Origin of the sequence: Hahella sp. KA22 (assembly GCF_004135205.1) — a bacterium.
Classification (GTDB): Bacteria; Pseudomonadota; Gammaproteobacteria; order Pseudomonadales; family Oleiphilaceae; genus Hahella.
Map to the genome: position 1 here is coordinate 6,046,837 of NZ_CP035490.1, position 15,866 is coordinate 6,062,702.

12 protein-coding genes are annotated in these 15,866 nt (G+C 54.4%); 7 read left to right on the forward strand and 5 right to left on the reverse strand.

Annotated features, from left to right (window positions below; genetic code table 11):
- Nucleotides 1-21: 21 nt before the first annotated feature.
- The 3 genes from EUZ85_RS26730 (at nucleotide 22) to EUZ85_RS26740 (ending at nucleotide 5,102) form a co-directional block, all read left to right on the forward strand.
- Nucleotides 22-489: a hypothetical protein gene (locus EUZ85_RS26730; protein WP_127973186.1), complete on the forward strand. Its 468-nt coding sequence runs from the start codon at nucleotides 22-24 to the stop codon at nucleotides 487-489.
- A gap of 388 nt (nucleotides 490-877) precedes the next feature.
- Nucleotides 878-4,315: a hypothetical protein gene (locus EUZ85_RS26735; protein ID WP_127973187.1), complete on the forward strand. Its 3,438-nt coding sequence runs from the start codon at nucleotides 878-880 to the stop codon at nucleotides 4,313-4,315.
- Between the two features lie 112 nt (nucleotides 4,316-4,427).
- A complete protein-coding gene (locus EUZ85_RS26740; protein WP_127973188.1) occupies nucleotides 4,428-5,102 on the forward strand; it encodes a hypothetical protein in 675 nt (224 codons plus the stop codon).
- Nucleotides 5,103-5,171: 69 nt separating this feature from the next.
- On the opposite strand, the gene EUZ85_RS26745 is transcribed toward EUZ85_RS26740, so the two are convergent.
- Nucleotides 5,172-7,178, reverse strand: a complete 2,007-nt coding sequence (locus tag EUZ85_RS26745) for a calcineurin-like phosphoesterase C-terminal domain-containing protein (protein WP_127973189.1) — start codon at nucleotides 7,176-7,178, stop codon at nucleotides 5,172-5,174.
- Between the two features lie 198 nt (nucleotides 7,179-7,376).
- On the opposite strand from EUZ85_RS26745, the gene EUZ85_RS26750 reads away from it, so the two are divergent.
- Nucleotides 7,377-7,703, forward strand: coding sequence for a hypothetical protein (locus EUZ85_RS26750; RefSeq protein ID WP_127973190.1), 327 nt, complete (start codon nucleotides 7,377-7,379; stop codon nucleotides 7,701-7,703).
- A gap of 3 nt (nucleotides 7,704-7,706) precedes the next feature.
- On the opposite strand, the gene EUZ85_RS26755 is transcribed toward EUZ85_RS26750, so the two are convergent.
- Entirely contained in the window at nucleotides 7,707-8,369 is a 663-nt protein-coding gene (locus EUZ85_RS26755) for a DUF3885 domain-containing protein (protein WP_127973191.1), read from the reverse strand.
- 232 nt (nucleotides 8,370-8,601) lie between these two features.
- On the opposite strand from EUZ85_RS26755, the gene EUZ85_RS26760 reads away from it, so the two are divergent.
- Nucleotides 8,602-9,945 carry a diguanylate cyclase gene (locus tag EUZ85_RS26760; RefSeq protein ID WP_241566874.1) on the forward strand — a complete coding sequence of 448 codons (1,344 nt, stop codon included), beginning with the start codon at nucleotides 8,602-8,604 and terminating at the stop codon, nucleotides 9,943-9,945.
- Between the two features lie 50 nt (nucleotides 9,946-9,995).
- Here the strand turns inward: EUZ85_RS26760 and EUZ85_RS26765 are convergent, their stop codons facing one another.
- The 3 genes from EUZ85_RS26765 to EUZ85_RS26775 form a co-directional block, all read right to left on the reverse strand.
- The gene (locus EUZ85_RS26765) at nucleotides 9,996-11,873 is read right to left on the reverse strand and encodes a hypothetical protein (RefSeq protein ID WP_127973192.1); all 1,878 of its coding nucleotides are present in this window, start codon (nucleotides 11,871-11,873) and stop codon (nucleotides 9,996-9,998) included.
- Between the two features lie 149 nt (nucleotides 11,874-12,022).
- A complete protein-coding gene (locus EUZ85_RS26770) occupies nucleotides 12,023-12,424 on the reverse strand; it encodes a hypothetical protein (protein ID WP_127973193.1) in 402 nt (133 codons plus the stop codon).
- Nucleotides 12,425-12,453: 29 nt separating this feature from the next.
- Nucleotides 12,454-12,792, reverse strand: a complete 339-nt coding sequence (locus tag EUZ85_RS26775; protein ID WP_127973194.1) for a GFA family protein — start codon at nucleotides 12,790-12,792, stop codon at nucleotides 12,454-12,456.
- Nucleotides 12,793-13,369: 577 nt separating this feature from the next.
- On the opposite strand from EUZ85_RS26775, the gene EUZ85_RS26780 reads away from it, so the two are divergent.
- Both EUZ85_RS26780 and EUZ85_RS26785 read left to right on the forward strand, forming a co-directional pair.
- Complete coding sequence (locus tag EUZ85_RS26780; RefSeq protein WP_127973195.1) at nucleotides 13,370-14,029, forward strand: EamA family transporter; 660 nt, start codon at nucleotides 13,370-13,372, stop codon at nucleotides 14,027-14,029.
- An 85-nt stretch (nucleotides 14,030-14,114) separates the two neighbouring features.
- Complete coding sequence (locus EUZ85_RS26785) at nucleotides 14,115-15,758, forward strand: PAS domain S-box protein (RefSeq protein WP_127973196.1); 1,644 nt, start codon at nucleotides 14,115-14,117, stop codon at nucleotides 15,756-15,758.
- The last annotated feature ends 108 nt before the right edge of the window (nucleotides 15,759-15,866 follow it).

Genomic DNA, 15,866 nt, shown 5'->3' on the forward strand with positions numbered 1-15,866 from the left:
TTGACATTGATGGACATATTCATGACAGCAGAGCACAGCGACAAACAGTTCCATATCCAACCCGGCGTTGGCATCGGCGATTTGATATTCGGCCTCGGCAGAGAAGACGTGGAAAAATTGCTGGGCGCGCCGGATAAAGAACATGTCAACGACTACAACGACGTCTTCCTGCATTACCACGAAAAACAACTGGCGCTGAGGTTTGACCATGACAGCGACCTGCGCCTGTCGTGGATTGAGTGTCACAACCCCAAGGCGGTTTTGTTTGGACAAACACTGATCGGAGAACCCCAGGGAGAGGTCCTCACAGTGATCCAAAATCATCATGCAGGAAAGTCTGAAATAGATGAGTTCCTGTCGTTCGCAAGCCACACCTATCACGGTATCTGGACAGAGTTCCAGTTCAACGACGGCCGTCTGACCCACATTAACCTCGGCTATGTGTTTGACGAAGACCATGAGCCCGTCTGGCCTGAGCGCGGCAGTTAAGCTGCGCCTTCCACTCAACCTTCACCTGTTCTTCTACGCGCTCGCCGCGACCTGATTTGGGCGCGTCGAAAAAATTGGCAGTCGCCTTCTCACCCGCCAAATGCATATCTGCAAGGGTCCGCAAGCTGATCTTTCTTTGATGGGATCTTTCCCAGCCTCCGAATTCCCAGACAGTCCCGTCAGGTTACTTTACAACCAGCCCTGATCAACCTCGCCCAAAAGCTGACAATTACTCGATTTATAAAGCCCATACCCCTGACTGGCTCAAGACTTGCTGCTTGTCACAGTTCATCACATTAGCAGTGGAAGTACGTGATTATAAAAGTCAGGGCGCCACTCGCTGTATCCAGGCGCTGCTCCGATAAGATCTACCAAGGAGAAGGGATATATGGTGGACAAAAAGCGCACGATCTCCTTCCTGTATATTGCAGTTCATGTTTTTGTTTTTCTGATTGGCTGTCTGTTAATTCAGACATCCTTCGCACAAGAAGATGGCGACGTCTGGCCCACGCCGAACGGGCTTCTCGCGCCCTCGATGCTATTGACCCGCAGCTCACCGTTCGATCCTCCGGACACTGACAGTTTCGTCGCGGACGATGGCCCTGGTCTGGATACGGGATGTACGTTCAATACCAGCCCTGAGCATCCGCTCATGATCGACGTCATGATTGACGTCTCCGTCGGGCCGGTTGACGGGGACGGCTATTTGATCGATCCCGCTCCCCTTATCGCCCAGGGAATCATTCCCGCTACCGTGGACATCATCATGCCCGGCTACGACGTGGATTATAACGGCTCACCGCCTCCTGAGCGGGATGAGGTGATTTTCAACGGGACCAGCCTGGGGCTATTGACGGGCGACAACAACGTCTGGAAGTTAAGCACCTTCACAGTGAGTATCGATAACATCAAGTTCCCGGCGCCGCCCGCGCCCGGCTCTCCGCCAACCCCGCGCGCCAACCGCATTCAAATTAATGTCGATACGCTCAGCACCGGCCGCTGGTGCACCGCCGTCGATTGGGTTGCGCTGATTCTCCCGGTGGAGCCGAAAGTCGCGCTTACGCTGGAGCCCACTATCTCCAACCCCGTGCGCGTCAATAACCTCGCCTCTAATGACTTGATTGACGTGATCTATCAGCAAACCAGCGACGCCAGTTGCAACCTGACGGAAGTGATTGGGCCGAAAGACGACTACCCGTTCTCAGGTCCGGCGGAGTCCGGTTGGTTCGGCTCCGGCGAGGTTAAAATACGCACTCGTCTGGACGCCTGCCCCACAGGCAGCCTGCCATCGGATGCGGAAGTCGAAGCCTCATGGACTATCGTCGGCACGTCGTTGCACGGAACGGAAGTCTGGTCGGGACCGGAAGGCGACATGACGCTTACCATGCCGAACGTCATCGGCAGTTATGATGTCGAGTTCGAATACAAGGTCGACGGCGACGCCCTGCCTACGGTCACCCGCAAACTCTATGTCACCAAGACCACGCCAATCACCGTCGGCGCTCCCCGTATTTCCTGGTACGAACACGCCACTGACTGGGCCAGCGGCTTGATTGACGAGGCCGATGTACTGGAGCACTTGCTCAGCGGCGGTTACGCCTACGGCGGCTTGAACTGGCGCTACGGCTACAGCTTCGGCGCCGTCGCCAAGTGCCATTGGACCCAGCTCAGCGCCGACCCGATTACCTGCGACTACTCCGACTGCTATGTATTCAGCGATGTGTTTGAAAACATGGCGGCCACGTTGGGAATCGGCGGCCTCAGCGCTGTTCGCACTGACGGGCGCGGCAATGGCTTCGTCACTACTGGCGCGCCGTCGCTCGATCCCGCCTTTACCGGCAGCGCCCGCCCCTTCGCCGGCGGGCCTTATGACAAGTATGAGTTCTCCAGTCACAGCCTGCGCAGTCGCGGTTTTTTCTTTCCCGATTATTACGACGCCACCTTTAACGGCATTTATTCCGCCGTGGATGAGTTCATCCTCTGGAACCATAACGGCGCGGTCGACTATGACGCCGACGGCGGTTATCTGGAAACCTTCGAAGGCGCCAAGGTGTATCCGGTTCCCGGCGCCCACTCTTACGATTCATGGGGGGATTACAAATACAAAGCGCCGGCGCCACTGGCCTTGCTCGCCTCAGCCAACAACGATCAGGGAGTAATGATGATAGAGCCTGACCTCAGTATCCCCGGCGATGTCGACTACGTGACGCCGGACTCCAACAGCGACGGGGCGTATGAAGCCTTGATCGCCAATGTGCGTGTGGACGTCAATCGCGCAGGCGTCTATCTGGTGATGGCGACATTGAACAAAGACGGCGAAGTCGTCGCCAATATGCCTGAGTTCGAGTCGATGAAATTCACCCAGGACACCCTTGGCAACGCCCCGGGAACGTATACCGCCGAGCTGAAGTTTTCCGGCGAGCAGATCCTGCGCGCCGGTAAAAACGGGCCCTATGACGTCAAGGTGATCGCCTTTGCGGAAGGCTCTACGCCGGTGCAGGCCATGTTGCCCACCCCCGCGTACGCCTACACTCAATTCGGCGAAAAAGGCTCCTATCTGACTGATATGACCGATACGGCGGTGGATACCGACGGCGACGCCCGCTATGACTATCTTGAAGCTATCGTGCAGGCGAAAGTCGCCACAGCGGGCGAATACGTCCTGCAAGGAACCCTGATGAAGGCAGGCAAAACCGTCGCCAACACCATAGAGCGCTTCTCCCTGGACAACGGCTCCCACAGTTTGTCCCTGCGCTTCCTCGGCTCTACCATATTCCGTTCCGGCGAAGATGGTCCCTACGAGCTGGTGGTCGGTCTGTTCAATGCAGATGGAGAGCGTCAGGCGGATATTGGCGCGATGACTCAGGCGTATCACCATGGCGAGTTCGAGGGATTACTGGACGTCACCGGCGCCTTTTCCGATCAGGGCGTGGACACCAATGGCAACGGACTGTTCGAGCAACTGAAAATCCAGTTCAACGCAGACCTGAGAGCGGCCGGAACCTTCCTGGCGTCCGCCGCGTTGCGCAACGCATCCGGTCCTTTGGCGGTCTACCTGGATGAGGTCAAGACCTTCAGCCACGGCGAACAAACCGTCACGCTGAACTTCTCCGGCCCTGAGATTAACCAGTTGGAATTGGATGGCCCCTATTTCGTCAGAGTAACGCTGCGTCATCCCGATACACTGGAGATTATCGACCAGGTCGCCATCAGCGATGCAACCGCACCTTATAGCCACAGCGACTTTGAACCTATATCAACCCCTGGCGCCATCGTGCTGACCGGCGCTTCCAGCGACGCCGGAGTCGATAACAACGGCAACGGGCTTTTTGACTTGCTTCGCGTCAAGGTCGGCGTCTCTCTCGCCAAGTCCGACGTTTACACCTGGAGCGCAAGGCTGGTGGACGTTAAGGGCAATGAGATCGGCTTTAACGCCAAAACCGGCGCGCTCAATAAGGGAGATTCAGAAATTGAATTCAATTTCGCCGGACTTCCCATCGGCCAAAACGGCATTGCCGGCCCTTACTACGTGCGGGGCTTACTGATGTACGGCTCCAGCGGCGGCAATCTGGTGGCCAGCAGTGTAGCGACGACCAAGAGTTACGCCGCCAGCGAGTTTGAGGGCTTTGTCGGCCCGGTCAAAGGCGATATTGATGGCGACGGCGATGTGGATCGGGATGATCTGGACGCCGTGGTGTCCGCCCGTAACACACCGGCGACAGGCAGTGATGACCCCAGGGATCTGGATGGCGACGGCATGATCACCAGTCTGGACGCCCGCCAGCTGCGGCTACTGTGCACCCGGCCGTACTGCGCGACGCACTGAGCGCCGTCGCCCTGTCGTTTTGACGTTTATATTCACTCACAAGCACTAACCGGAAACCGGAGCGACGGCGCAAGCCGCCCGCTCCGGCCTCAACCCCACAGGGAGAGCATCTATGTCCACCTCTCGGTTTTTGTCTATCGCACATGTGTTGAAAAGCGTTCTGGCGTCGCTTCTATTAACTCTCGGCATACTGGTGTTTTGCGGCATGCAGGCCCAGGCCGCAGTCATTACCGTTCTGCCCTCCTCCTCCACCGTGCTGCCGGGCCAGCTGTTTACTGTGGATATTTCTATCAGCGGCCTGGCGCCGGGCGGCGCGCCATCGCTATCCACCTTTGATCTGAATTTAAACTTTGATCCCGGCGCCGTCGCTATCGACGCCACCGATGCGGACGGCAATGGCGTGATGGACAGCGTCTCGCTGGACCCTGGCGGCCAGTTGGATGTTCTGGGACTTGGGCTCAATCCCATGTCCGCCGAGCTTCTCGCACCCGGGGAGCTGAACCTGTTCGATCTATCTCTGGATATTCCGGCGGACCTGGACGCCCATCAGGACAATTCCTTTCTGCTAGCGTCTCTCAGTTTCACCGCCCTGTCGTCGGGATTCAGCTATTTCTCCGTGGTCGTCAACGCATTGGGAAATTCTCTCGGCAATCCTATTGCGGCGACCGTCAATAATGGCGATGTAACAGTGGTGGCGGAGCCCGGCCTATTGCAGAGTCTGTTTATCGGCGGTCTGATGTGGATCGGTATGGCGGGATTGCGTAAACGAGGCGCACAGGTCGTATAAAGGGCCAGTCTGACGTTCGCCACTGCCGGAGTCCAATCCCGGCAGTGGCGCTAACAGCTTGATGTCAGTCTACTCAAACACTTCCTTGCGGAAATACGGCGCCGGCCGCTCGTCCATCACTTCAAAGGCTTTAACGCTGGTGAAGATCTGGCCGTAGCCGTCACTCACGATGACTCTCAATATGTGCGCGCCTTGCTCCAGGTCCGCGGGAATAGCAACGCTCCAGATATGATTAGAGGATTCCGTCCACATGGACGCGCCGGAGGGTTGTGGATCGGCGACGCCAAAACGGGAGCCGTTAAACAACTCAAATCCCTGCGCCCGCTCCTCTCCTGACTCGCTCCTAGCGGCATAGCGGTATACATACATCTGCTTCTTCAGGGCGAAAGGATCGAGACTATTGCTCTTGCCTTCACCAGTCCCACTCTGAGTACGCACTGCTTCAACCAGGGGACCATCGTCGATATGCGTCCATACCTGGGTATTCTTGGAGCCGTTCCACACATTGATAATCGCACTGACGCCGCCAGCGAAATCAGCGTCGGTCAAAATGCTGGTGTCCGGTAAGTCATTCAGATTCAATGGCGGCGTTGGCGAACGAGACCCTTCGGGAGTCAACGCCCACTCTTTCAGGGATTGATACCAGTTCATAAAGGTCGGCGACAAAAAGTCCACGGACATTTGCTCCTGCGGACCTTTACCGGCGGCTTTGAAAGTACTGGTGAATTGCGAGCCCTTAAACTCAAACAGCATATATCCGCGCGGCGCTCCCATGCGCTGGATGGACATCGGCAGGTTGTTATCGTCAAAGTCGCCGGACCACCATGAGCCCGCCGTGGCGCCGGTAATAATGTGCGGAATCGGCGTTGGCCCCGCTCCTACTGCTTCATCCCAGCCCTGATAGAACTCGCCGGCGACGATGTTTTCCAGGTTATGCGTATGCCCCGCGAGCGCCAGCGCGGGACGCCCCTGCAACAGTTCATACAGCCAGGCGACGTTATCCGTCTGATGCTTGGTGGAGCCCATATCCGAGAACGACACCAACGGAATATGCATGTTCAGCACGATCAACTTATGTTCCGACGTCGCGGCTATATCATTGGCCAGCCATTCCACCTGCGCTTCGTCAATGACGCCGTTATAGGTGGGAGCAGTCGCCGGATTGTCGCAATAGTCGTGCTTGCCGTCAGCATTGTCCGACTCCGGCGTACAGGGATAGCGCACATTATCCAGCACCACAAAATGCACGTCGCCGACTTCAAAGGAGTAGTAGGCGGGGCCCCACTCACGCTTGAACGTATCCAGGCTGTGCTTATCGCTGGTGGCGTCATTGTCGATATCATGATTGCCCGGCGTCAGATAAACCGGCACGCCGGCTACGCTCATCGTTTTCTTCAGACGGGGATACAGCCCCAGATCATCGCCAATGATGTCGCCTTCAATCATCACCAGCTCCAGATCCTCCCTCGCCGCCAGCTCTGCGGCCAGAGAGTCGCGCACGTAGCCGACTTCGTTGTTGGAATAAGGCTGCGTGTCGCCGGATACAGCAATTTTGAAGCGTTTCTTATAAGGGCCCCTCACCATGGGGAAATTCACCGCCTTCGGCTGCGGTCCGCTGGCCGGCAATCCGCCAAAGCGCAGTTCAGGCGAACCGTTGGGAATATGGTGATAGGAAAACTGCGGGACGTTGTCTTCGTTGACCGGCAACTCAAAACCGGCCGGCTTGGTGACAAACAAGGTGAATGCATTCAAGCCGCGGGATTTCGCAGGTAATTTGTAATAACCGCGATGATCCGTCAGCGCCACATCATATCCGTTCGACACTCGCACGCGCGGCAATCCGCGTTCGCCGCGGTCCAGTTTACCGTTACGATTTCGATCTTCAAAAACCCGACCTTCCGCAAACTCCCGCGTGACCTCACCGTTGTCGGAGGGAATCACTTCCACTCCGCCACGGTACAGTTCCTGGCGTCCGCCCAACCCGTTGAAAGCGTCCGCTGATACCGTCGGCGCCGCATCAGCCAGCCCGGCGAACGCCGTGCTCACGCCTATAATGAATGGGGTTATGGTTTTCACAATGCCTCCTTTTGTTGCATGAATTCCTTTGTCTTGAGCTAAGGAGTGTACATCGTAAAAGTGCAAAGTGACGTTATAAGGTCATGTTTGTAAAAGTTATTTTGCAGGGATCAAATTAATGACGGATGGGCTGGACGGCAGCCCTATTGCGTGCTTCAACAAGCAGGTTAGGACGCTGGTTAGAGGATATTTCAGCTTATGAGTATGTCTGGCTTTCTATCTCAACTGTTCAGGGAAATCATCATCCCCCTCGCCATCGTAGCGGCGTTGATCTGCTCCGTTATCGCCCTGCGATGGGGTCTGGAGCATTCAATCCAGACATTTTGCGATGACCTCCCGCAAGGCGCGTTAATGGAGACCGTCATTCAGGAAGCCGAGGCCGAGGGATTCACTGTGATGCGCGACGGCGCCGCGTCAGACAGAGTAAGCATCCTGAATCATCAGGCGCCGTTCTTCCGGCTGGCCTGTCAGTGTGAGTTTTCGGGTGGGAGGCTGCAAACCAAGCGACTATTGCAGGCGGATTAGCGCTTAGGGGTGTGGCGACTCATTCAGGAACAGCGCATCGATGCTCGGCTTATCCTGTTCCAGAATCCAGTCGTTACAGCGAACGTATACATTCCTCAGAGCGCTTCGATCTGTGGCAATAACATCCATGCCACGATCATCGTACATATGAAGGATCATGTCTTTAGTTCGGTTTACGAAGTAACAACGCCCGCGCAACGACGGACTCCGTTGAGGAAAGTCCGTGTTCACAATGGATAAGAATATGTTTGCGTAGTCCACTTCTCCAGAGGTTACTCCGGTCACATACGCAGTTTTCCGATATAAGCCCCTCTTGCCGTCCACTTTTTCCGACTCAAAGGTTACATTCTTACGCGCCGAATCAGATATCTGACGTAAAACATAACTCTTCCTTTTTATCTTGTGGCGACGATGGCCAATGATTTCGTATACAACGTCCACGTCATCGGATTCTGAAAAGGCTGCATGACAGATAGAGCGCGCTCGCCGTACCGCATTTTCAAAGTAATGGGTATTCAAAACGCCGTTTTCAAAATCGCTCCAGACACCTGTTTCCGGCGCCCCGATCTCGAAGCGGACTCCAATCGGCCACCTGTAAAACAAGGGCGGCGCCAGCGCGAGCCCTTTGAAGTTATTTTGAAGATAACTGCTCACTGAGTTTTCCATTTTCTCTCTCTTTCAAACCCTTTCGCACTTAAAAGATCTTCGAGGACACAGAAAAAATTCATATCAGACAGTCCTTAAATTTTAAGCGGCGGTACTAAATCAGCAGAGTCCAGGCTGGCCTTACACTTTCCGGCCATACCTGAGCAGCGTTATCACGCCGGGCTATAATAAGTAGGAACACCTATTCAAGAAAGGCTACAATAATTCACCACGTCCACTTTTTGAGAGCGCCGTGACCTCATTAAAAGCAAAACTCGTTTTGGCCCTGATTTCCACCAGTCTCCTCGTCGTAATCATCATCGCCATTATGACGCCCATTATGGTGGAGCACGAATTCGTCGAGCATGCCAAGGACGCGCATTATGGGCGCTTTCAAGCCGCTATTGAACGCTATATCCGGGAGAATAATTCCTGGGACACGGAAAAAGACGCGCTGCGTTTCGCCATAGCGGAAGAGAATAACCGCAAGTTGCATCGCACGCCTCGTAATCCTCCGCCGATGAGGCCACAGGGCCAGGGGGACGCGCCCTATTTCTCCGGGCTCCCCCCGCCTATGCTGCGCCCTGACCCCAATGCCTCAGATGAACGCCCCTTCGCATTCGTGCTGACGGACACCCAGGGCCATATTCTGCACGGAGGCAAGGATTATAAAATTGGTCAGAAGCTCACAGAAGAAGAGCTCTCAGGCGCTGATTCTCTGTGGTTGAAAGGCCGCCTTGTGGCCTATGCGCTTTCCAGCGGCGAACCAGATCTGTCGACAGCCGATCTCGCCTATTTGCATACGCTGAGGGAAACGCTGTTCTTCTCCGCATTAGGCGCTATCGTATTCATCATTCCATTTGGGATCTGGGAAGGCAGCCGTCTCGTGCGCACGCTGAATCACCTGACATCCGCGGTTAACCGCATGGCGGAGGGAGACTTTAAGCAGCAGGTGCCGGTCAAGTCAGAAGACGAAGTCGGCGTTCTGGCGAAGGCGTTCAACCTGATGAACAACCAGTTGCGCGAGGCCTACAAGAACCTGGAGGACTCTCGCAACAAAGTCGCCAAGCAGGCGGAACAGCTAAGAGAACTCAGTATCCGCGATGAACTCACCGGGCTTTATAACCGCCGCTTTTTCAATGAAGAAGTCAAAGTGCTTCACGCCAACGCGCTGCGCTACGGCAACGGCTTTTGTCTGGTGCTGGGAGATATCGACTTCTTCAAACGCATTAATGACGGCTATTCCCATGTCATTGGCGACGAGGTGCTGAAGCAGGTGTCGAAAATCCTCATGAACAGCATCCGCAACAGCGACATCGTGGCCCGTTACGGCGGTGAAGAAATGGTGCTGGCGCTGCCCAACACCTCTCCCAAAGCTGCGATGGAAATGATGGAGAGAATCCGCAAAACCATTGAGCAACATCCGTGGGAAAAGACCGCCGATGGCTTGACTGTCACGATGAGCTTCGGCATCTGTGATGAAACCAACGGCGAACATTTTGAACACATGTTGGCCGTGGCGGACGAGCTGCTATACAAGGCCAAGAATAATGGCCGTAACCAGGTTTGCAGTCTGAGCTGCTCACAGGTTCATTGAAGAGACATCAACCAGGCCGCCGCAGATGGCGGCCTCGCTTCGCCTGACGGCTAATGCGAATCGTCCCGTTGTGACTCCTGCCTGAGGTAGCCAGCGGCCGCCTCATCATGCGCCAGGGTTTGCTGGGTCGGAATAGCCCGGGTTTGCTGATTAAGCTGGTGTATCTGCGACGCGTTGCCCAGATCTCGCTCGCTGGTGATCGCCGCAATGGACTCTCTGTCTTTCAAGAACGCCACCACGTCGTGCTTGATCTCCTGCAACTGCTCTTCATCCCGATGCATCTCCAGAATGTGTCTGGGATGCTCCAGGTTTCTCATACCGGTGGCGGCGAAAGTGGTTGAGACGATGCGCGAGACGATGACCCATGGCGTAATGCTGCAGCGCACCAAGGTATTTTCTGACCGGGTGCTGTCGTGGATGCCTGTGCCAGTGGAGATTTTCGACTCGGTAAAGGTGCCTTCGCACTTGAAGTAGACCAGCAGCGATTCAAACTGAATTTCCGCAAAGAACAAGTGCGCCGCGCCGCTGAGCAGCTTGGCGAAAGACTTGAGCAGAAAGCCGATCAGAAACATATGCGCACAACTCATCAGCAGCCCCGCCCACTCCTCAAAACGCGGCGTCCCCCAAATTTGCTTCAATGAAGAAATACCTGACTGCGCGGTAAAGGCGTATAGATCCACCAGCGCATACGCCAGCATCAAGGTATAGACAGTCGCAGCAACGAATAGAATATTGCCCGCCACCAGCGCCGCCAGACGCAGCTTTTTGAAGAGTTCGCCCAGTTCCAGGGTTCTGACTTTGGGCTGCACTTCCTGAATCATTTCCCCTCTGAAGCCGCCTTTACCGTCCACCTGCTCGTCCAGTTTCGGATCGAGTTCGCGATATACGCGGTTAGGGACTTCTTTGTAACGGCGATTTGCCATGACAAGGTTGTCGAGATTGATGAAAATTTCCTTGGGATGGACAGATTCCTGCCAGTTCTCCCGCAGCTCGGACACTTCGGCGACAGGCTCAGCGCTGCTCAGGCGCCGCTTCAACATCAGCAATACAATCACACTGCAGGCGGCGGCGATCAGCAATGTGCCTACTATATAAAGCCCAGCATGCAAGTCAGGCAGCTGCGCCAGCCAACCTTCAACGTCCGTCCGCGCGATCTTCCACTGTGACATCGCCCAGGACAGCGCCAGACCAACGATCAATGGAATAATGAACGAGAGTGCAATCACCTTGGCGAGAGAACCGCCGCCCAGCGATTCAACCTGCTTCTCCGCTTTGCGGTCCAGTGGTTTGCCCGCCGCTCTCCAGGTAAACAACAAATAGGCCATCAACAGCGCCGTATACACGGGAAAGGCCAATTCTCCCGCCTCTCCCGCAAAACCGGCCAGAGACACAAATGCGACAAAAGCGTAGGCGACCAGCATCACCACTGTATTGACCCAGGCGCCGAACAGGCGCTGCGACATATTCCTGACCGGATACGGCATAAATAACAGTTTGGGAACCAGACTGTGAATCAGACGCGCCAGCAAACCTTTCGGCTCCACAAAAGTGATGTTCTTGCGCCCCATCAGCATTTCTTCCAGCTGCCGATGGTCATATCCCACGTAAGTCCTTTCTTCCTGCGCCGTGCTGGCCTGGGATTTACTCTGATTTATCGCCAGTGATGTGGGGTGATTGCGCCCGACAAAATAACGCAGCATCGCATAGACGCCCGAGGATAAGGCGATGACGCCCATGCTCAGAACGAGCACGCCAAAGCCCATCAGAATCCAGCCTGAAGCGGCGTCGCCTTTGACCACGCTCGCCGCCGTCACCAGAAGATAAAGAGCGACCAAAACCTGAATCGCGCCTCTGCCCGCCGTCACGGCGCCTTCGAGTTTGAAAGGATTTTTCAGCCCCAGGTCGATGGAGCCATAATCAAATGCCATTCGTTAATCCTTAAGTCAGGGATGTAGTAAGAGGTGTAGTTGGTTTTTGTTGTATTAATTCGCCCTATTATATTCCGAGCCCAGGCGCTTTGGATAAACAAAAATCGTCCACCCAATAACGCCCGCCAACACAGGGGGAGACAACGCTGCTAGGCGACTTCAGGAAAGACAATTGTCGGATAAGAGTGCGACAGGACACTGATACAGTCGTTTTCGCCAATGATCAGGTACTCCTGCAAACCTTCATGGTGCTGCGAAACAAACCCCGACCGCTGCGACTCCTGTTCCAACCAGCCGCCGGCGTGAATCCTGAACGCCCATCCCTGCTCCGAAGTGAGACTACCCCAGAACTCCAGCAGATCTCCCTCATCAAGCACTCTGAATCCCGAAGGCCGCTCGAAAGTCATGCTGATCCGGCCATCCAGCGTCGGCGACGCCAAGTCGACCCGTAAAAACTGCAAATCATAGTGGACGCCAACGATTTCCAGTCCCTCGCTATGCTCGCTTTCAATAACGTCAAAAATAATCTGTTTATCTTTATCTACATCCATACTCACTTCCGTACCCATATATATATCTATCAATCGGCGCCATCAATTTCACGCACAGGAATAGCCGCAAGCACATCCAAAGGCGCCATGTTCATATTAATCGCCACGATTTCCCCCGGGCATTTAGGCGTCGTGACATAGTGGGTAACGCATCCGCAAAGATTGCAGCGATGGAACTCCAATTCCCTGTCTCCCCATATATAAAAGACAGATTTTTCTTTCTCATATCCAATCTCTACTTCTTCAGGAGAATAGTATCCCCATAAAGCAGCATACCTACGGCATATCGAACAATTGCACTTACCAACCTCAGCCGGCAGCTTTTCAATTGATAGCCTGACGTTCCCACAGTGACAAGTTAACTGCATTTCATAGATCCTTTATAGCAAATAAATGGTCGAACTTTCTCGATAAGATTAATGGCCTCATAGGCCTCTACGCTACTTACTTCTTGTCCGCAAAAAGGAGGTGGCGCGCATTTTTTTATTCATCACTATCCCGCCAGCCTTAACCTTCCCATTAATCCATTTAGCATTTACACACGGACCAATCAGAAATTGACTCGTTTATATAGGGCTTCGCATAATTGCTCCAGCAATTGGGCTGAGCTAACAACGCATGTAGAGCGTTCAACCTAACTTCCTACACATTCTAAGGACTTATCAGGGCAAACAGGATGCTATACAGATTTCTATGCGCTACTTTATGGGCGTCGACAGGGATTTTCGTTAAGTTTATTGATGGTATGAGCGTTTTTCATATCATCTGGGGACGCTTTTTAGTCGCTTTCATTTTCGGCGCAGTATTATTAATCAGGCAGACAAATAGCTTCCTTCTATTTGTCTGCAACGACAGGGCCTGCACATGTCAGGCCCTGTCTCCCGCGGCTTAACGCCGCGCAGGCGCGTCCATGCGCCTGATGATTAACATGCCAATATCATTGCCATGTTAATACTAAAAGCGAGGTCTTTCAGGCGCAGTGGGCGCTCCTCTTATCAGGCGCAAGAATTCCCATTGGCGTTGATGATGACGCTTTATTATGTGTTGGCGACGTTTTCTTTCTATTACGCTCCTGTCGCTGTCGCCGCGCTGTTGATCGCCCTCGCTCCGCTGTTTACTTTTCTTCTGCGCTTTTTCCTGCAGAGAGAGTTCAATCAAAATGAACTCGTCGGATTTCTTGTCGCCTTTGCCGGTCTGGCGTTCTATTTCTATGGCAAAGACTATGCTGCGGAAGGTTACGCTATCAAAGATATATTACTTGGTTCTGCGCTTGGCTTGGGCGCCGCGCTTGTACTGCCGTTCCTGTTTCTTCAGCCAGGAGAGGCGCAAGTCACTCAGCACAACCTGATATTAATCATCGGACTAGGACTGCTCGCCACCTTCCTGCCCAACTTGCTGAACAACCTGTCTTCCATGGAATTGAGCCCAACCCTGCACAATATCATTGGCATGACCACACCCATCTCAGCCAGCCTGATGGCCTGGGCGTTCCTGGATGAAGCTCAGGACCTGCAAGCGTTACTGGCCATCATCACCGTATCAGGTATTTTTCTGTCCATGCGGCCTACCAAAAACCCGGTTCCCGTTGGCGCCACAAAAACCTAATCTGATATCACGTATATGCCAACAACTGCCGCAAAACTTGTCTATTCTTGCTTAGAGGAAAGCTATAGTCGCTGGGAATATGCGTATGAAGAACACTCTATGGGAGCAGTTCAAAGCGGGCCTGTTTCGTGGCAAAGCCGAGCGGGAGACGTTGCACAATGTAGTGGAGTACGCCCCTAACGCCATCATACTGATCGACCAGGACGGACTCATTCAAATGGTGAATGCGCAGACCGAACTGGGTTTTGGATATTCACGCAGTGAATTGATTGGTCAGCCGGTTGAGATACTGGTTCCTCACCGTTTCCGTAACGCTCACCCCGTACAACGCAACAGTTTTTTTGCGCATCCTGAGCGTCGCGCTATGGGCTCAGGGCGCGACCTGTTCGGATTGCGCAAAGACGGCGCGGAATTCCCTATAGAGATCGGCCTGACGCCTGTTCCCTCGGGAGGCAAGACGCTGGCGATGGCCAGCATTATCGACATCACTGAGCGCAAGCGCGCCGAGGAGCGTTTTCGCCAGGTCATCGAATCCGCTCCCAACGCCATTGTGGTCGTCAATAGACAGGGCGAGGTGATGTTGGTGAATGCGCAAATGGAAAAGATATTCGACTATCCCAGGAGCGAAGTGATTGGCAAGCCTGTCGACTCTCTTATTCCAGAGCGTTTTCGCAGTCGCCACGCCAGCTTTATCAACTCCTTTTTCGCCTATCCCAGCACCCGCAGCATGGGCGCAGGTCGCGAACTATACGGGCGCAAACGAGACGGAACTGAGTTCCCCGTCGAGATTGGCTTGAATCCCATGGCGTCACAAGAAGGCCCGATGGTGCTGGCGAGTATTTTTGATATCTCCGAGCGCAAGCTGGCGGACGAAAAGGCCTCCCAACTACGCAAAGAACTGCATGACGTCATTTCCGTGCTTGCAACCGCCAACGATGAAATCATGTGCTCTGTTAATCAGGCGGTGACAAGCAGCCAGGACACCGCCACCGCCATCAGTGAAATCGCCGCCACAGTTGAAGAGGTAAAGCAGACTGCATTGATGGCGGGCAGTAAAGCCAAGACGGTCGTCGAAAGCGCCGAACAAACCCGTAAAGTCGCCAAAGAAGGGCACGCCGCAGTGAATGACGCGCTGCAGGGAATGCAGCAAATCCGCACCCAGATGGAGGGCATTGGCGAAAGCATTACGCAACTGTGCGATCAAACCCAGACCATCGGCGATGTGGTCGCCGCCGTGAACGATCTGGCGGAGCAGTCGAACCTGTTGGGCGTGAACGCCTCTATTGAAGCGGTTAAAGCCGGGGAAATCGGGCGCGGCTTCTCCGTCGTAGCGCAGGAGGTTAAATCCCTGGCGGAGCAGTCCAAAGTCGCGACCAAGCAGGTGCGCGCTATTCTGACGGATATTCAGAAGGCGATGAACAAGACGGTATTAGTCGCAGAACAAGGCCACAAAGCGGTCGCGATTGGAACCCAGCGGGCGCAATTCAGCGGCGAAGCAATCAAAGCGCTCATGGACAACGCCACTACCTCCAGCCAGATGGCGATACAGATCGCCGCCACCAGTCAGCAGCAAATCAGCGGCATGGATCAAATCGCCCAGGCGATAGAAAGCATCCGGGAAGCGAGCCAAGGTAATGTCAGCGGTATCCGACAGGTGGAGGAAACCGTGCGCAACCTGCATCAATTGGCCGCAAGACTAAAAGAGCTGGCGGCGCACTTTAAACCTTAAGCCAGCGCTCTGCCCCAAACCCAAACCATCATCACCTTTACTAATCAGCCCCATATAAAAGGTCAATTAGTCCTGTTTGCGTTTCGTCCCCATTATTGCCTCAGTTAC